Below are 18,210 nucleotides of genomic sequence, written 5' to 3'. Positions count from 1 at the left end.
TATAGGTAACTAACTATCTAAAAATTTAATTAAAATATAGAGTTATCATGTAAACAGTAGAATGTAATTAGCTGTTAAATTTGACAAATGAAATTATTTCGCAACTTATTGTAATATATGTTAACACAAAAGATAAAAAGCAAAAATATTTCGCATTACAAAACGATACTTTATACGAAAATTTACATAAAACAGCTTATATGAGACAGGATAAAGTGTTTTTCTGGTGTAGGGTATGGTGAAGTGGTGATTAAATCTCACATAAATTACAATTGGTTGACTTAAGCCTTAAAATAACTGAGTCTGTGGCTAAAAACGAACAATTTTTATTTTAACAACCTCAAAATTGCTCGTTTTCACTCATCACGAATAGGATAATAATTTTCCTTCGTGCATAGTCCAAATGATATCCATTTTTTTAGCATCTTCTGCGTCATGGGTGATGAGGAATAATGTAACGTCTAATGCTGCCTTTTCATTTGTATTAAGCGCTGTGTGATTGTGCACAGATGTCATAATCGCTTCTGCATTTTCTTTATCCAAACTTGCAGTGGGTTCGTCTAAAAACCAGACTGTACGATAGGTATAAAATAATTTTGCTAAAGCAATTCTTTGGGCTTGGCCAACAGATAATCTTACTGCATTATCGCCTATCAAAGTATTATGTTGCTCTGGTAAGATCGAAACAAATTCATCTGCTTTTGCTTTAGCTAAAGCATCCCACATATTTTTTTCATCAAGTGGTTGCTCACTTGTTAGAGCTATATTCTCTGCAATTGTCTCGCCAGGTAGAATAGGGTTTTGACCAAGCCAATGTATTTGCTTTCGCCACTGAACAGCATGCTCATATTGAATTGAAATACCATCGATAATTATCTCCCCTTCATAGGGTAAAAATCCTAAGAGACACTGCATGAGTGAGGATTTTCCTGAACCGCTTTCTCCCATAAGGGCGATTTTATCCCCTCTATTAATTTGAAAGTTAAGTGCTTCAGTTAAATAAACACCATCAAACGATTTGACCCTAAGTGATTTTGCACTAAGTGATTGCCAATTTGTAAAATCAACTTCATGCATTATTGCATCAAAATTTCCTTTTATACTATTTGTATTTTTTCCTGCTTTATTATTTTCTGATTCATCTACCGATAAACAGGTGATGAGTGTATCAGCTGCAGCGATCGCTTGTGCCTTTGCATGATAATAAGTACCAAGTTCCCTAAGCGGTTGGTAAAACTCAGGCGCTAGCATTAGACAAAAAAAGCCAATAAAGAGCGTGATACTCATACCGTAATGCCCAAAATTAAGATCACCTAAAAAACTAAATCCAAAATAAACTGCCATTAATGCAATAGAAACTGATGTAAAAAATTCTAGCACCCCTGAGGACAAAAATGCTAAACGTAATACTTCCATTGTCCGAATGCGAAAATAGTGGCTCGTTTCAGCTATTTTTTTCAATTCGGGTTCTTTTCGATGAAATATCCTTAGTGTATCAAGTCCTTTCAGTCTATCTAAAAAATATCCACTTAATAAAGCTAAGGCTCTAAAATTTCTTCTATTCGCATCCGCAGCCCCAAGTCCAACTAAAGCCATAAAAATTGGAATTAAAGGTGCCGTTAATAATAAAATCAGCCCTGCTGCCCAGTTAAACCAAAAAACTGCTACTAGTATGGATAAAGGTGCGCTAACAGCAAGTTGCATCTGCGGGAGATACTTCGCGTAATAATCATTTAAATTATCAACTTGCTCAATAATTATTGAGGACCAAGCTCCTGCTGATCTAACTTGAAAAGCGCTAGGCCCTTTTTGAGAGAGTTCTTCAAAAAGTGTCTGTCTAACTCTTTGCCTAATCTGTTGCCCAATTTTTTGGCCAATTTTTTCTTTTACAATTAATAGGATTGCTCTTAATAAAAATACACCAAATAACATGCCTATCGTTGTAAGAAGTTGATTTGGATGTGTTTTTTGGATAATAATTTCATGCAATAACCAAGCCAGCAATCCAGCTTGTGCAATAATTGCTAAACTCATTAGCCATCCAATCAGAGCATTAAGCCTTATCAAAGGCTTTGCAAATAAAGCTGTTTGTTTTAACCAACGTTGTAATACCTTTTGTCGAGCTTTATCTAAAGGTACCATTTTAGAAGAATGGGATTGCTGTATTTTTTTTGTGTTCTTTGTTGTCATATTTTGCATGAGTAAGACGGCTTATACAATTTAAGGGGCTTTATCTAATTTTTTGAATCTAGAATATTAAACTTAGCATGCGGATCCATGTATTATCCTATCATAGTTCTTTCATATCAGCGAAATTAATCAACGCTCAACTAAAAGGATATTTTATTACTAAAAGGGCATTTAAGCTCTTTTATCTATGTTTAACCCACTTGATAAAATAACTAACCCAAATCTAGAGATTTATTGAGACACGACCTAATCTATAACTTTTAAACAGAGCAAAATTGAGCTATATGGATTACCATACGCTAAGTGTATCTTAAGAATAAAGCGTTAGTTTTTTTACATTTTAGTAACATTTAGTCTTTTCAGAAATTATTTTTCCTATTTTAAAACAACATCTAAATAACTTTTCTTAATCAGTTTTTATAAAAGGATTACATAGCGATAAAGATAAGTTACAATTAGGCTATCGCTATTTAGATTTAAGACTCTGATGAAATCATTTTAAATCATCTATCTAGATAACATTTTATTCTATCGTACTTAATTACGAACGACTGAAGGATATATTATGCCAACAGAATTCTCTACCATTACGTTTGATAACTATGCATCTTTGGTTGCTGCAGGTTTTGTTCTTATCATTGGCCGAAAGCTGGTTAAAAACATTTCTTTCTTAAATAAATACTCCATCCCTGAGGCAGTAGCTGGAGGTTTACTTGCCGCATTTATTATCACGGTAATCCGTAAATTCGCTCACTATGATATCGTTTTTAATGTTCAATCCTTGCAAGATACACTTATGTTTATGTTTTTTGCAACAGTTGGCTTAAACGCTGACCTTCGAAAATTAGCTAATGGTGGCGATAAACTAGTTATTTTTGTTATTGCGATTTTGGGCTTACTGATTTTACAAAATATACTCGGTATCAGCTTAGCTTCTCTATTAGGTTTAGACCCTCATATAGGACTTTTAGCAGGCTCAATTACGCTTTCTGGTGGGCACGCTACAGCTAATTCCTGGGGAAATATTTTCAGCAGCGAGTTCAAAATTACCGGCGCCACAGAAATTGCTGTTGCATCTGCTACATTTGGATTAGTCATGGGTGGTTTAATTGGTGGACCTGTAGCACGTTTTTTAGTGACTCGCACCAAAACACCAGAAGGTGTGCCAGATGATAAACAACAACCACTTGGATTTGAAAAGCCTCAAGATCCAAGGCCAATATCTACACGTTCTTTTACTGAGTCGATTATACTTATCGCTATCTGTCTAAGTGTGGGATATTATTTAAGCTCTGCGATTGGGCCTTATTTTAAACTTCCACCATTTGTCACGATACTCTTTACAGGCGTACTGTTAAGTAATCTTTTAGCATTAACAGGAATTTATACCGTGATTGAAAAATCCATTTCCATTCTTGGAAATGTGAGCTTATCTTTTTTCCTTGCTATGGCATTAATGCGTTTGAGGTTATGGGAAATTGCTGATCTAGCGTTACCTATGTTAATTATCCTAGCAGCTCAAGGCATGCTAATGGCATTTTACGCTATTTTTGTCACATTCAGAGTAATGGGTAAAAACTATGATGCGGCTGTGTTATCAGCGGGACATTGCGGATTTGGATTAGGAGCAACGCCTACGGCGATTGCAAACATGCAAGCTGTTACAAAAGTGTATGGTCCTTCTCATATGGCATTTTTTATTGTACCGATGGTGGGTGCTTTTTTAATCGATATTTTAAATGCGTTAATAATTAAATTATCCATTTTTGCTATAGCGTTATTTAGTTAATGGCTTAAATCCGCGATTTAATCATAACATTCATAAGCGATTTGCCTAAAACGTAAATCGCTTATGGTTTATCCAATTGATATCATTTTAATTTGAGTAAGTTTTCAGCAAAACTAATCGCTTCAGCTCTGTGCGATACATTAATCTTTTGATATATATTGCGAATATGTGTTTTTAAGGTTGTCATCGCCACCTCAATTTTATTGCAAATATCATCATTGCTTAAACCGGAGTAAATCAAACCAAGTACTTGCCATTCCCGGATAGTAAGAGGGCTAATTAATAGTATTTCAGGAACATTTCGATGAGATAAAATCATTTCAACTAACGTTTCATCGAATTGAACAATATCTGGTGTAAAGGTTTCTTCTAGTTTAATTTTTAATGACAAGGCAAATGTTTGAGTATCTTTCTCTATTATTTTCATACTGTTTGATGTTTGAGTAATCGAATTTAACATCTCAAGCATCAGCTCACCTTCAATAATAAACTCACTCCTAAACCCTGTTTTCACTCCTAGTTCAAGAGCATAAATTAAAGATTGCTTTGCAAGCTCTACTTGGCCAGTTTTATAATAAAGCAGTACCTGTAGAATATAATTTCGATTAAGATCACTCACTAATTTGTTTTTACTGGCGAAATTAAGAAGTTCATCTAAAATGGTATTTGCTTCTTCATACTTACCAACTAAGATCATTGCTCTCACAATATTTTGGGATTGGCCCTGCGTGAAATGATTTCCAGCTTTTTCAATAAAGGTTGTTTGATTGAGTAACCAATTATTTGCTGCAATTGTATTTTGGCTTAACTGCCAAAATATTACCCGTGCTTTGTCAACATTATGTACCCAATCTTGGTGATAAAAATCACTTTGTATTAAAGATTCACACCTTAGTAGTATCGTTTGTGCATGATTCAGCGCGCCCCTTACAAGACCGCACCGTGCTAAAATCGCTAAGCACTGGAGTTGCTTTTGAGGTTGATAATGACTGAGTACTAAAAGCCCCTGTCTTGCTGCTGATTCAGCCTCATCAATTTTACCTAAGGAGAGTAATAATTGGGCCCTGATGCGTAATAAAAATTCATGTAATGGTAATTGTTCTAAATAAAACTCATGGATATATTCAAATCCAGCCGTTTGCAAATCATAAGCTAACTCTAGGTGCCCCTGAGCCATCAGAATTTCACTTTGTTGAATGATAGACCAAAGGACATAATGGTGAGTTTGGTGCTTTTTAGCCAATACAATCGTTTCTTGCATACTCAAAAGCGCAGCCGTTAACTGTCCTTCACAGTGGTATACTTCACCTATCACTGAGTGAGATACTATTCGACTAAATGTCACAAGCGATATCAACCCTGTTTTATCAATTAAATTAGGATGTTCAAGTTCGATATCAAGCTTCTCTAATGCATCATGAGCAAATTTCCGTGCCAGTTTTACTTCGCCTAGATTAATAGCCACTTGAGCCCTTAATGCATCAACACACCCTTGAGCTTGTTTGTCCAATTGTATGCCAAGCTCTTTACGCTTTGCATCAGCTTCATTTAAAATTTGACCGACCGTATCATATCTATGTTGACTTTGTGCTAACCATGCATTTAAAAGAACCAAATCAGAATAGCCAATTAGTTCAGATGGCGATAAACGTTTGAAGCAAGATTCTAATAATGTCAATTTACTCTTGTGAAAAAAATCCCAAGCATGTTCTTGCATGATAGTTATCAATAATTCAGGTTCAGCGGCCTGCTTTGCATGCATGATAGCCTCAAGTGGCACATTAATTTCAAGCCAAAATTGCGCTGCTATGATATGTAATTGCTCAATAAAATCTGGGATTCGTTTGATTGCTTGTTTTTGCAAAAAAGAAGCAAATAGGGGATGAAATCCAAACCAATCAGTTTCATTCATTCCTGTTTGTTTCTGTGTAGCGTTTTTATCTTCATAAGAGGCTTTACGATAAATAAATAACCCTTGCTGCTCTAGCGATTCTAAAGATATAGAAGAGATAAGTTCAGCTTGATAGCCTATGCGTGCTTGATTTTTTTCCTTATTATCCGTCAAAGTGACAGTAACTAATCGCTTACAGAGCTCATTTGACATAACGGTTAAAATCGATGCGCACATGAGATAATGTTTTATCTCGCTGGCTAATGGTTCAAAAACCTCTTCATACAAATAATCACTTAGATATGTCTCACCAATTGGGCTATCGACTAGTGCATTTGATAAATGTGTTTCAATTTTATCTATCGATATCTGTTCTGTTTGAGCTTTTATGGCGATAAGTTGCAATGCAGTTGGCCAGCCATCGACTGAATCACACACTGGTTTAATTGACGAAATAGGTAAATTGGTCTGAAACTGTTGATTTAAAAAAAGCGTGGTTTCTTCCGGAGTAAATGCTAGTTGTTGGTGAGTTAATTCAAGTAAGGTCCCCCTTACCCTCAACTTAGCAATTCCTATAGGAGGGGATGTCCGAGTCAGCATCACTAAGGTTATATGTGCCGGCTTATGCCTTAAAAAAAACCGAATTGCCCCATGAATCTCATCATTCGTGATAAGATGATAATCATCTAAAACCAAATAGACAGGCCCACTCACTTCCGTTAACTCAACAAAAAGTTGTGCAAAAAGTGCATTTAACGAGGCATACTGATGCTTAGTCACTAATGCTGCTGTTTTGTTGATTGCCCCTTGCGTGGCATCTATAATCGCACTAATGAAATAACTCGCAAATTGTTCAACTTGATTATCGCTTTCATCTAAAGCATACCAGCCTATTTGATTTAATGTTTTGACCCACTGAGAAATTAATGTTGTTTTTCCAAATCCTGCGGGTGCTTGTAAAAGAATCAAGTCGCTGCGTTTTTTTGACTCTAACAATTCAATTAACCTTTGGCGGGTAATTGTATTTGCAGGTGCAAGTGGTTTTGTTGTTTTAGACGGTATTAGCATGCTTATTTTCAGATATTACCTAATTTTATCGTTATCTTAAGAAGTTAGCTTTTTAATGTGTTTAACTTTTTCTACTTACTCATTTTTTGTTACTGTACTTGTCACTTTTTTACTGCACAAAACAACGATAAGCAACAAAGAAGAAATAAGGAAAAAAGCCTTATCTAATCCAATTTGATTAGAAATAAATCCAATCGCAGCAGGGCCAATCAACATACCACCATACCCTACCATAGCTACAGCTGCAATTGCGAGATGTGCAGGCATCTCTTTTTGATTACCAGCTGCAGTAAATAAAATAGGCACAGCATTCGAAGCGCCGATTCCGATTAACGTAATACCAATAAAAGAGACAAAATGAATGGGTACAACAATCAATAATAAATACCCTAATGCAGAGAGTAAAGCTCCCCAAAATAACACTTTAAACCGCCCTAGGCTAGCAACCACCCAATCACCGGTAAGGCGTCCCACTGTCATGGCAATAGAAAATACAATAAAACCAGATCCACTAATATTAAGAGGTACATCTCTAAATTGATTTAAATAAATAGCACTCCAATCTAACATTGCTCCTTCAGCTAAAAAAAGAATAAAACACAGTATCCCTATCAATAAAACAATTCCTTTCGGGAGTACAATAAAAGGAGTTTTTTCTGTAGGTTTTATCTGACCATTTTCATCTAAGGGTTCAATTTGTTTTGGAAGCAAATTTTTAATAAACGGTACAAATGCAAAAATAATTAAAATAACTGCGATCAATAAGGTTAATAACGGATCAATTTTAATACCTAATAATGTTGTTACAATTGTAGAACCGATTACTCCTCCAATACTCCAAAAAGCATGCATACTTGACATAATGGGCTTAGGGGAAGCTTTTTCTAATAATACCGCTTGGGTATTCATTGCAATATCGACTAAACCTAGCCCTGCTCCAAAACAAAATAATACTGCCAGCATAAAAATCAGATTAGGAGCAAACATTAATAGCGGCAAAGTCAAACTGACAACTAAAAAGCCCAAACAAATCACTTTTTTACAGCTTAATTTTTCAATTAAAAAAGCTGCCAAAGGCATCATAGCTAAAGAGCCGACTGCTAAACTAATTAATAATAAGCCTAATATATCATCACTAAGAGTCAATTTATCTTTGATTAATGGAACAATCGGTGCCCATGCAGCCATAGAAAACCCTGCTAGTAAAAAAATAAGACGCGTGGTATTGACAGCTCTAAGCGTACCAAGTAGCTTTGTGTAATGCTCAGTTTGATTGTTTAAATAATGAGAAGACATATGGCCTCTAAAAATAAGTAAGTTCAAGTTATATTCGTCTATTGTACACGTTAATTACCCTACTTGTTCAATTATCATTTATATATGATTTGATTAACGTAAAAAAAATTGTATATTGTTGCTTGACATACCATGTTATCGTTATTTAAGAAAAAGGAAACAGCAAAATATGATACGCCCCTATTCTTTTATTGTTATGAGTCTATTACTTATTAGTCAAACTGTCATGGCTGCATGTGAAAGCCTATCTTTTAATAAAAATGATTTTATTGTCTGTACAATTGATAAAAACTTAGAACATCCAGTATTAGTATGGAAAAATAATCAAAATATCCCATTTAAATCAGTTAGAAATGCAGCAAAATCATCTGACCACACTTTTTCTTTTTTAATGAACGCGGGGATGTACCATGATGATTTGTCGCCTGTTGGTCTTTACATCGAAAATAGTAAGCAACTTAGCCCAATCAGCACTCAACCTGGTCCAGGTAATTTCCATTTAATGCCAAATGGTGTTTTTCATTTTTCAAAACTTGAAAATGGTACTTTTGAGTACCAAATTCAAACAACAGAAGACTATACAGACTCTAATGTTAACCCTATGTATGCTACACAATCAGGGCCTATGCTCGTGATTAATAATCAACTCCATCCAAGATTTATAAAAAATAGTGATTCCAAATTTATTCGTAATGGTGTTGGCATAGATAGACAAGGAAAACCTTATTTTGTCATAACTAAACAACCCATTAATTTTTATGATTTTGCCACTTTTTTCCGTGATATTCTTAAAACACCAAATGCACTTTATTTTGATGGTAAAATCTCAACACTATATGCCCCGCCTCTTTCAACCATTTCCACTTGGTTTTCTGTTGGGCCAATGGTTGGTGCAGTTAAAAATGAATAATAATCCATAGTATTTAATTTTTAGTTCATCTATTTCTTTAACTTTTTTAGCTTTATAAGGATTATCGTTTGTCATCAACAATACTATCTAAGACAATTCATCAAGCCCTATTAGATACCTTCCCTGTTGGTATGGGCTACATTCCATTAAGTATTGCTTATGCGCTTTTAATTAGTAATGCAGGCGTACCTTGGTATTTTGCTTTGCTAATGAGTTTTACTATCTATGCTGGTGCATTACAGTTTTTTGCGGCCAATATGGTCACAGCAGTTATGCCGCTACCTGAAGTCGCAATGACAACGCTTATCATTAATTTCAGACATATTTTTTATGGTTTGTCGTTTCCAATGAAATCAATTAAAACGCCTTTTAAAAGGTGGTATGCGATGTTTGCATTAACTGATGAAACCTACTCATTATTGGCAAGTCAAAACCATAAAAAACGATCTGAGAATTATATTTTTACAGTACAACTTTTAAATCAGTCATATTGGATTTTAGGAACAATAATTGGTCTTTCACTTAATTCGATTTTAAACCAACCAATTAAAGGCATTGAATTTATTTTAACTGCATTATTTATTGTTTTAGCTCAAGAGCATTTTTATCGTAAAACTGTTAATTTATCTTTGATATTAGGGTTAACAGCTGCGCTAGTCGCATTTTGGGTATTGCCAAAGCAATTTCTAAGTTTAGCAATTGCCACTTATCTTGTTTTTTTAGTGATTCACTACAATTTTACATTTAAGAATAACGTAAAAGAACAAGAGACTAAGGCATGAATAATACTTATTTAATTAGCATCATTGCAATAATGGCAATCATTACTTTCGTCTTAAGAGCACTTCCCTTTTTATTACTTAAAAATAAAAAACTTAAATTTATCGATTATTTAGGATTTATGATGCCACCTGGCATTATGATTATACTGGTATTTTATAGCTTTTTACCTAGTTCTCAAGCTGGGATTAATCATTATTTGCCATTAGCGATTTCAAGTTTAAGTGTAATTTTATTACATCATTTCTTTAGAAATCCGCTCATAAGTATCATTCCTTCTACTGGCCTGTATATAATCCTACAATATTATCCTATAGTAACTTAGCAGGTATGCCTATGGTAGAACTTTAGCATATACCACACGAGAACCTCTCATGCTATTTTGCGCGAATGGACGAATATATTTGTAATGAGATTGAACATGGCAAAATAAAATGTACCATGCCCAATTTAGACAAGTAAGAGCCGATATCAGTTTTTTGTTAATTTCAAACTAGATCACTTAGGATAGTAAAAGTAGTAATAAAATAGAATTCATTAACCCTGAATATCGGTTACAGCTTCAAAACACCTGTTTTTTTTAAGCTATTCAGCATTAATTAGCATCACAGCTAGGCTTACCTGTTTTAAAATTAACTGCACCTTTAGAAATTAAATAATCAGCAACTTCTTGATAACCGCCTTTACAAGCAAACGTTAACGCATTTTGCTGTTTAGGTTCACTGATAACCGATATATCAGCACCATTTTCTAGTAAAAATTTAACTATATCTAAACGATCATTACTAGCAGCTACAATTAGCATGGTTTCACCATCTGCTTCTTGTTCATTCAAATCAACTTCATCTTTGAGTAATTCATAGAGATACTTCACTACATTGACATTTTTCCCAAGTACAGCAGATTTTAAGGAATTCTTAACATCTGCTCTATCAGTAGCAAATAGATCGGCATTTTGCGCAACTAAATACTTAACCATATCCTCATAGCCAATAAATGCAGCCCAGCCGAGAGCAGTTTGGCCGAGTGAAGCTTCATCTTTGGCTTCAATATTTTGTCCCGCTTCTACCATTGATTTTACAGTCGCTAAATCCCCTTTCTTAACTGCGTCAAACCAAGCTGCATCTGCACCTTTAGATGGCTCAGCATAAAATATTCGATGAGATAATTTTGTTGGACTTGCGATATCTTGCATCTCTTCTTTTGATAATAAAAATTCACCAGATACCTGATTTGCGAATAGATTTGAGGAAAATATACCAAATGCTAAACAGCCGCTAGTAAGTATGCTTGCAATAAGTGTTTTATTCATTTTATTCATATTGTACCCTGTTAAATTAGGTTATTTATTGTCATTTAATTGGCTTTTCTCTGTGAGATAACCCACATAACATGTGCATTTTATCCACAAATTATTATATCAAATTGTGAATAAAAAAATAATTAATTATTTGACTACAGTTCTTAAACTTATTCACTAAACCTGTGGGTAACTCTGTGCATATCCATTTAACAACATCAGCAAACTCCCATAAAATAAGACCTGACATCATTCGAACAATAAATAACCCCATAAATTTGCAAATTAAATTAGTATTAATATACAGCAACTTAAACTAAATCCATCTTTAAAAATTAGTTTTATCATAAAAAAATCAGTCTATATGTGTTGTAACTAAATCAAGTCACACATCAAATTACATTTGGGGATAACATTTATAGTTGTCAAGTAATAAAGATTATTTTTTTAGTCAATCTGGCTTGACTTTATCGAAAGAAATAAATGTAATTTAGGCTATTTCCCCTGCCTTATTCAATACAAATGAATATCCCTGTGGATAAAACAATTAATTGAAGCAATTAGAAATGATTAATGCTAGCTTAATCGATCAAAATAGATTCACTTAACTAGTTTGATCAAAATATCATTAGAAAAACTTAATTTACTCACGTTTTCTGTGTATAACTCTGTGAATAAAGTATGCATAATAGTCTGGCATACAGATATATAAAGGATTACGATTAAGTGCTCAATAAAGGAACACTTAAATTTGATTTATTTTTAATACTTTACAATCAATCACTTGAGTGTAATGGACTTAGCAAGGATTGTTTATTTGTGAAATCAGAGAGCCCCTAGCTTATAAGATAACGTTTAATTAATAACTATAATGATATGGGGATAATTTTAGCAATGTATTATCACTTACCCTGTATAATCGACTATTCTTATTTTATTCATGAAAAAATCTTAGCAATGCATCTTCTTGTAATTGACACAACACTGCATATAATTAATCCGATTAGTTATATTAATAGAATGATTGCAGATATAATAAAAGAACGTCAGCATTTTCAACCCAACTTAACTGTTCCTAAAATGCAGGTAATATTAATATATGAACAATTTAATCATGCCTTCACACATTAATGCTAATACATCTAAGCACTTTGAGATTCACGAGCAATTTACTGATCCCCCCATTGGAAAACTAAATACCGATTTAATTGATAAAATCATGAATGGTCATGAAATCATGCCATTTGGTAGGCAGGCGCTTACTATTAATTTTTCTGGTAGCTATTCCTATAATATAGATGTATTAAAGACTCTCAATATTATATGCAAGAAATATAAAGACAGAATAAGAATTGCATTTCACACGCATCATTCAGAAAAAGGATTTAATGCCAGATATTTAGATTATTTACCTGATGCACGTTTAATAAGAATAAGCGTTGATGACTTACATACTCCTGAAGCCTTAAGCAGTCTTAAGAATATCAATTCGCTTGAATTATTGATTTCAAATGGCCTGCCAGAGAATATTCTTGAATTAGCTAATTTGCACAAACTCACATCCTTAAGTATTGGCCAGCTGAAGAAAAAGGGGGTAGATTTAGCCCCTCTTTCTGAATATCGTAATCTCAACCAATTATCTATACATAATAAGGCAAATGGACTGCATCATTTAAAACATCATAAAACGTTAGCTGATGTATGGTTATATGGACTATCTCACAAAACAGAATTAACACCCTTAAACGAACTACCTGCACTTAAAAAGCTCAAGATTTGGTTTGGCAGCAGAGAAAATCTTACTGAATTAAATCACCAAGCACTTACATCACTAGATATTTGCCACATAAAAGGCTTAAAAGGATTGGATTTAACATGTTTTGCTCAATTATTAGAGTTATCAGTCGAACAACAAGCAAAGGTAACCTCTTTAAATTTAGCACCCGCTTCACAATTAACCACAGTCAGAGTAAAACAGTGCAAATTATTGAATCAGTTGATTGGATTTGATTCCTTAAAGAAACTACGTACTCTAAGCTTAGACCGCTTACCTGAATTTGACTTTAATAATTTAATCTCAAATGATATTCCGCCATCGTTGGAAAATTTCATCGGGATTGAACCTACTGGAAGGAGAAGCGAAGACAAAGCCATTTTAAAAAAATTAGTTGAAATAGGCATTTCGATTAACAAACATACCAGACAAAATTAAGCTAAATATAATTCGAATTCGCCTGTGATGTAGTCAAAAAATATTGAACTATTTTTTTTGACTACAGATAATAGATGTACCTGCTAACTTATTATGTAAGCCTTGGTTCGTGCTATTACCTAAAAAAACAAAGATAAATAAAAGAATGATAATGAGCAACATCATTCCACCAACTATAAAACCCATTACAATATTAGCGTATATGGCTGTCATACATAAAATATAGTAGGGTATTTTCAACAAACTACGCATTAGAAGATTTCTTTTTTTTATCCTTCCATCTTGTTTATTAATAATCTTTATATTTGCCAAGCGTTTTCCTAATGTGTTGGTATTCTTACCAATGCTTGCAAGAAACTCAAAAATAGGACATATAAAAGTAATTGATATTACAGGTGAAAAAAAGAATATAAATAGAATTTGGTAGATATCATCATATGCAACATCTCCACCAATTATTGGGTCTTTAAAAATAATAAATATAAAATAGACTACAGGGATACCAATGAGTAGTGAGATAAAAAAATCAATCAAACTTGCAAATATTCTACTACCTTTACTGGCAAGGATAGGTGAATTATTGTTTGAAGTAATGGTGGTTTGCTCCATTAATTTTCCTTATTGTATTTTAGTTAAGTAGCAAAATTAAAGTTATACACTGCCTTCTTTTTCAATGACAAGAATACGAGCCTCACCAATTGGCTCAGCAAAATGTTCATCGCCAATACCAGCAAAAAAAATATCTCCTTGTTCAAGCCTAATGACTTCCTCTTTGCCATCACGCCTAATATGCATATCAACCATCCCAGTCATAACTGCAAAAACTTCTTCGCCATCATTTATATGCCAGTGATAAGGCTTATCAGTCCAATGAAGCCTGCAAGTCGTACCGCCCATATTTGCGATATCTAACGCTTCCCAGGCCCGTGACGCTTTAAACTCTATTGGTTTAATGGTTTTCATATTCAGTTTCTTTATACATTTAAGATAAATCGTTTCGGCTATTCCATTTTGTAAGTGCAAATATGGAATCAGGGGTAAACTCTGACTGCCTGTTAAAAATATCGTCTGTTCCAACCCAATCAACCTGTTCTATTTCACTAGATTGGAGAGCAAAAGGTCCTGTGGCGATGCAACTATATAACCGCCCTAAGATATAATGTTCTTCATCAGTAAAATAAAATTCTCCATGATCAACAAATGGAATATCAGTTATACCAAGCTCTTCTTCTGCTTCACGTTTCATGCTCACATACCAATCTTCATTTTCTTGAACAACTCCACCAGCTGCTGCATCCCAATAACCTGGATAGTAATCTTTATTCATCGTTCTTTTTTGAACCAGTATATTATTATTGCTATCATGCACGATTAAATAGGTTGCTTTATGAAGTAGCTTATGAAGTCTCATTGCACTTCTTGTAGATTGTCCTATGACAGCTTGCTCGCCAGTAACTTCATCTATTGCTATGATATCTACCCATTCCACCATATCTGTTTCTTGAAAGGTTTCGAGTTTTAATGCATCATCATTCACTTCTAAGGTTGTAACCTCTAACTCATCCTCTATCAAATCAGGAACACGTCCAGATCCTAAATGCTCTATATTCGTATTTTGATCCATTAGCCCTCCTATTTAATTATTCGTGTTATAGTTTATCGTATGAATTTAATTTTGCAAAATTGGGTAACCTCGACCTAAAGGGCAAGGTTTTAATAAATTACCAATTGAATATTACGTGAATATTACGCATCCTATTATTCAGAGGGATTACCCACCCACACCACCATTACTTTATCATTCCCTTTTTGTCTACTAAAAGCATAATAATTTTCTGCAGATAACCCTGTATGAATACCTGCCCCTATAGAGGGATGCATCTGCCTAAATTGAGATACTTTTTGCCAATGTGATAGTAATGATTGTTTTTGCTTGTCATTTTTAAGCTCTAGCCAATTCATATCAGAACGAGTCCCTTGCATTGCATCAGAACCCGTTGGACCAAATGGCCTGGCACTTTCATCACCATAATAGATTTGCACTGCACCAGGTGCAAGCAGTAATAAATTTGCAGCTATTTTTTGCTTTGAAACATCTTCTTTAGCGTGATCTTTGTAAAATAGGCCAGTATCATGAGAAGATAGGTAACTAAGCATATTAAAGCCCTCTTCAGAATGAGCGATATCAGGCTGATTCAATTTTTGACTCATGCTATCATAAACAGGGTCAATTTGCCCAAAACAAGCTAATGATTCTTTGGCTTTTGTTTGAAAATCAAAATTTATCATTGAATCAAATCCATTGTCAAAATAATCACTTCTATATACACCATGTCCCCAAGCTTCGCCCGTCATCCAAAATTCTAAATCATCTATTTTTTGATCTGGATGATTAGATTTCCATTCTTTTAATCCAGCTATTGCACTATTTTTTAATTCAAGCCATGCTTCTTTTTCAACATGTTTTGCAGTATCAATTCGAAACCCGTCAATTCCATATTCTGATACCCAATGAGTAAGCCAGTTAATAAGATATTTTCTTGGTGTAGCACCTTTAATTTCCACCGCTGCTGTATCAGGTTTATTGGCGTAAAAAACAGGTAGACCACTTGGCAATTTAGATTCTGTTTTAATATCAGGTAGTGAAGCTAAAGACATGGTAATATCATCAAAACCAGATGGGTCATAATCTCCGAGTTCACTGCGAATCCAATTTTTACCCCACCAGGTATCCCAAGCAGTTTTATGTGAGTAATTAATTAAATCATTAAATTTATGCCAATTTTGCCCTTCTTGAGGTCTCCAATCTCCCCAATTTTCACCCAATTGAGATTCAATTTCAAAATCATTAAGATATAAAGCGCCATATTTAAATTGTTGCATATCGGCAAGGGTATTATAACCAGTATGGTTCATCACAACATCAAACAAAATACGTATTCCTTTACTATGTGCTTTGTCAACTAACGCTTTAAGATCCTCATTCGTACCCATATTTGGATCTAATTTAGTCCAATCTAACGTATAATACCCATGATAGCCAAAATGAGGAAAATCCCCTGCGTTCCCACCACCAACCCAGCCATGCATTTGTTCTAATGGAGAAGAAATCCAAATTGAATTCACGCCTAATGCCTCTAAATAGTCTAATTTTTGAGTTAATCCAACTAAATCGCCACCATGAAAAGTACCAATATTTTCTAAACCATCATCTTTATAACGACCAAAATTAATATCATTTTCTGGGTTACCATTTTCAAATCTATCGGTCATAACAAAATATATCGTGGCATTTTGCCAATCAAACTGAGGTTTAGTCGTTTCTACTTTCATTGACTCTAATAATATCAAACCATTACTATCTACATGTGGAGTAAACGTTACTTTAGAATTTACCACTACAGCTGTCTCTCCACTGTAAGCATCTCTTATCACTTCGCCCTCTTCAAATACGCCTTCTACATTTATACTAATTGGACCTTTATTCCAGACAGGACAAACTACATTTTTAGCAACTTTATTTGCTGCATTTTTAACCTTCAATGTTAAAACTGGTGTACCACTCCTAAAATCAATTAATGCCGTATAATCACCTGCTCTGAAGACTCTCCAGCTTGACATGTTTTGTTCATCACATTTTTGTAAAGAGATTGGTGTATTTAATTTTGGAATACCTGTTGGCATCAAACAATCAGATAAACCTGTATATTGATTAATTAGTGCCTTAGAAGGTACAAAAGTCAACGCAACCTGACCTTTTTCTAAAGTTTGATTGGATTGGAAATGCCCTATTTCATTTTCAACTTGAGAGAAAATAGGGAAAGTTAATGACTTAATATTGATTGTTTCATCAGATTGGGCTGTTGCGCTGTACAGCGCAAAAGGTAAACCTGTAGATAGAAATAATACAAATGAAATGTTTGATTTAACAAAACTAAGATATAGATGGTTTAACCGCATAATTATCTCCAAAACAGAAGTTAAAAAAGAGTCGTTCAAAATGTACTCATAGCATTTAACCACGTTTACGAAATAAATAACTTGATCAAGTTCTCTAATTAAGTGTTACTAATATCAGAAAAATAATTTGGCTTTTTATATTAATAAAAAATTTGCATTTCGCTAGGATTGATTTTCACAGAAGGTTTTCAAACTCAGTGCAAAAATATCAAATGATTCATCGAATGGGGGTATAAAACGTTTGAATAGCGGTAAAAGAGGTCCTTTAATTACCTCTGTCATAGTAAAATAGACGATTTCCCCTGTTTGAGTGAGAACTATAGTTCTACTACCCATCGCATTACCTAAAACAAGTTTACTGGTCGGATTAAACTCTTTAACCGTCAATCGAAAAGTTTTTGTTGGCGCTAAATTTGTTATAAGCTCTATCTTAGCACCTAATTGACAATTCCCTCTTCCTGCAATAATGGTAGGGTTCCATTTATTGTATTCATTTACATCACATAATACGTTCCAAATTAATTGAATAGGTGCTTGAATATCTAAAGCAACATGGGTTGTTCGACTAAAAAACGTATGGGTGGTATGAGCGGCTGTCATATACTATCTTCCTCTGATGAATTAATATTTATTTTTCTTAGCTGAAACCGATATAACAATGCGATAAAAATCAAGATAAGATATTCTAAATAAAGATAAAAGAATAACATTAATATATATGCTATTGAGTTAAATTCTAATTTTCTTAATTATATTTTTTATCCAGCACCAAGTTAAAATTGAATGTCAAATTAAGTAACAATCTATCAAATTG

Annotated in this window: 14 protein-coding genes; 5 read left to right on the top strand and 9 right to left on the bottom strand. The window is 33.8% G+C overall.

What is annotated here, in order from left to right:
• Window positions 1–363: 363 nt before the first annotated feature.
• Complete coding sequence (cydD, locus tag BMW37_RS03700) at window positions 364–2,199, bottom strand: heme ABC transporter permease/ATP-binding protein CydD (protein WP_093317891.1); 1,836 nt, start codon at window positions 2,197–2,199, stop codon at window positions 364–366.
• Window positions 2,200–2,755: 556 nt separating this feature from the next.
• On the opposite strand from cydD, the gene gltS reads away from it, so the two are divergent.
• Window positions 2,756–3,979: a sodium/glutamate symporter gene (gene gltS, locus BMW37_RS03695; RefSeq protein WP_093317890.1), complete on the top strand. Its 1,224-nt coding sequence runs from the start codon at window positions 2,756–2,758 to the stop codon at window positions 3,977–3,979.
• 82 nt (window positions 3,980–4,061) lie between these two features.
• On the opposite strand, the gene malT is transcribed toward gltS, so the two are convergent.
• Both malT and BMW37_RS03685 read right to left on the bottom strand, forming a co-directional pair.
• The gene (gene malT, locus BMW37_RS03690; RefSeq protein WP_093317889.1) at window positions 4,062–6,938 is read right to left on the bottom strand and encodes an HTH-type transcriptional regulator MalT; all 2,877 of its coding nucleotides are present in this window, start codon (window positions 6,936–6,938) and stop codon (window positions 4,062–4,064) included.
• A gap of 75 nt (window positions 6,939–7,013) precedes the next feature.
• Window positions 7,014–8,234, bottom strand: a complete 1,221-nt coding sequence (locus BMW37_RS03685; RefSeq protein WP_093317888.1) for an MFS transporter — start codon at window positions 8,232–8,234, stop codon at window positions 7,014–7,016.
• A gap of 169 nt (window positions 8,235–8,403) precedes the next feature.
• On the opposite strand from BMW37_RS03685, the gene BMW37_RS03680 reads away from it, so the two are divergent.
• The 3 genes from BMW37_RS03680 to BMW37_RS03670 all read left to right on the top strand — a co-directional run bounded on the left by BMW37_RS03680 (window position 8,404) and on the right by BMW37_RS03670 (window position 10,249).
• Window positions 8,404–9,144 carry a phosphodiester glycosidase family protein gene (locus BMW37_RS03680; RefSeq protein ID WP_093317887.1) on the top strand — a complete coding sequence of 247 codons (741 nt, stop codon included), beginning with the start codon at window positions 8,404–8,406 and terminating at the stop codon, window positions 9,142–9,144.
• 68 nt (window positions 9,145–9,212) lie between these two features.
• Window positions 9,213–9,926 (top strand): AzlC family ABC transporter permease, encoded by a 714-nt coding sequence (locus tag BMW37_RS03675; RefSeq protein ID WP_093317886.1) that lies wholly within the window; start codon window positions 9,213–9,215, stop codon window positions 9,924–9,926.
• The gene (locus BMW37_RS03670; protein ID WP_093317885.1) at window positions 9,923–10,249 is read left to right on the top strand and encodes an AzlD domain-containing protein; all 327 of its coding nucleotides are present in this window, start codon (window positions 9,923–9,925) and stop codon (window positions 10,247–10,249) included. Before BMW37_RS03675 ends, BMW37_RS03670 begins: the two co-directional genes overlap by 4 nt.
• A gap of 270 nt (window positions 10,250–10,519) precedes the next feature.
• On the opposite strand, the gene BMW37_RS03665 is transcribed toward BMW37_RS03670, so the two are convergent.
• Entirely contained in the window at window positions 10,520–11,245 is a 726-nt protein-coding gene (locus BMW37_RS03665) for an ankyrin repeat domain-containing protein (protein WP_245711015.1), read from the bottom strand.
• A 1,078-nt stretch (window positions 11,246–12,323) separates the two neighbouring features.
• On the opposite strand from BMW37_RS03665, the gene BMW37_RS03660 reads away from it, so the two are divergent.
• Window positions 12,324–13,436 (top strand): hypothetical protein, encoded by a 1,113-nt coding sequence (locus BMW37_RS03660; protein ID WP_093317884.1) that lies wholly within the window; start codon window positions 12,324–12,326, stop codon window positions 13,434–13,436.
• A 48-nt stretch (window positions 13,437–13,484) separates the two neighbouring features.
• Here the strand turns inward: BMW37_RS03660 and BMW37_RS03655 are convergent, their stop codons facing one another.
• The 5 genes from BMW37_RS03655 to BMW37_RS03635 form a co-directional block, all read right to left on the bottom strand.
• A complete protein-coding gene (locus tag BMW37_RS03655; RefSeq protein ID WP_093317879.1) occupies window positions 13,485–14,045 on the bottom strand; it encodes an RDD family protein in 561 nt (186 codons plus the stop codon).
• 42 nt (window positions 14,046–14,087) lie between these two features.
• Window positions 14,088–14,399, bottom strand: coding sequence for a cupin domain-containing protein (locus BMW37_RS03650; protein ID WP_093317878.1), 312 nt, complete (start codon window positions 14,397–14,399; stop codon window positions 14,088–14,090).
• 19 nt (window positions 14,400–14,418) lie between these two features.
• The gene (gene yfcD, locus BMW37_RS03645; protein ID WP_093317996.1) at window positions 14,419–14,928 is read right to left on the bottom strand and encodes an NUDIX hydrolase YfcD; all 510 of its coding nucleotides are present in this window, start codon (window positions 14,926–14,928) and stop codon (window positions 14,419–14,421) included.
• Between the two features lie 266 nt (window positions 14,929–15,194).
• Window positions 15,195–17,396 carry an alpha-amylase gene (locus tag BMW37_RS03640; protein WP_093317876.1) on the bottom strand — a complete coding sequence of 734 codons (2,202 nt, stop codon included), beginning with the start codon at window positions 17,394–17,396 and terminating at the stop codon, window positions 15,195–15,197.
• A gap of 162 nt (window positions 17,397–17,558) precedes the next feature.
• Window positions 17,559–17,996 carry an SRPBCC family protein gene (locus tag BMW37_RS03635; RefSeq protein WP_093317875.1) on the bottom strand — a complete coding sequence of 146 codons (438 nt, stop codon included), beginning with the start codon at window positions 17,994–17,996 and terminating at the stop codon, window positions 17,559–17,561.
• Window positions 17,997–18,210 lie beyond the last annotated feature (214 nt).

Source organism: Thorsellia anophelis DSM 18579, assembly GCF_900111395.1.
Lineage (GTDB): Bacteria > Pseudomonadota > Gammaproteobacteria > Enterobacterales > Thorselliaceae > Thorsellia > Thorsellia anophelis.
The sequence above is the reverse complement of the archived record's forward strand: the minus strand, read 5'-3'. Positions and strand labels throughout refer to the sequence as shown.

What these genes read in the sequence shown, in the direction of transcription:
- cydD (WP_093317891.1), bottom strand. Translation starts at nt 2,199, where the DNA reads ATGCAAAATATGACAACAAAGAACACAAAAAAAATACAGCAATCCCAT.
- gltS (WP_093317890.1), top strand. Translation starts at nt 2,756, where the DNA reads ATGCCAACAGAATTCTCTACCATTACGTTTGATAACTATGCATCTTTG.
- malT (WP_093317889.1), bottom strand. Translation starts at nt 6,938, where the DNA reads ATGCTAATACCGTCTAAAACAACAAAACCACTTGCACCTGCAAATACA.
- BMW37_RS03685 (WP_093317888.1), bottom strand. Translation starts at nt 8,234, where the DNA reads ATGTCTTCTCATTATTTAAACAATCAAACTGAGCATTACACAAAGCTA.
- BMW37_RS03680 (WP_093317887.1), top strand. Translation starts at nt 8,404, where the DNA reads ATGATACGCCCCTATTCTTTTATTGTTATGAGTCTATTACTTATTAGT.
- BMW37_RS03670 (WP_093317885.1), top strand. Translation starts at nt 9,923, where the DNA reads ATGAATAATACTTATTTAATTAGCATCATTGCAATAATGGCAATCATT.
- BMW37_RS03665 (WP_245711015.1), bottom strand. Translation starts at nt 11,245, where the DNA reads ATGAATAAAATGAATAAAACACTTATTGCAAGCATACTTACTAGCGGC.
- BMW37_RS03660 (WP_093317884.1), top strand. Translation starts at nt 12,324, where the DNA reads ATGAACAATTTAATCATGCCTTCACACATTAATGCTAATACATCTAAG.
- BMW37_RS03655 (WP_093317879.1), bottom strand. Translation starts at nt 14,045, where the DNA reads ATGGAGCAAACCACCATTACTTCAAACAATAATTCACCTATCCTTGCC.
- BMW37_RS03650 (WP_093317878.1), bottom strand. Translation starts at nt 14,399, where the DNA reads ATGAAAACCATTAAACCAATAGAGTTTAAAGCGTCACGGGCCTGGGAA.
- yfcD (WP_093317996.1), bottom strand. Translation starts at nt 14,928, where the DNA reads ATGGTGGAATGGGTAGATATCATAGCAATAGATGAAGTTACTGGCGAG.
- BMW37_RS03640 (WP_093317876.1), bottom strand. Translation starts at nt 17,396, where the DNA reads ATGCGGTTAAACCATCTATATCTTAGTTTTGTTAAATCAAACATTTCA.
- BMW37_RS03635 (WP_093317875.1), bottom strand. Translation starts at nt 17,996, where the DNA reads ATGACAGCCGCTCATACCACCCATACGTTTTTTAGTCGAACAACCCAT.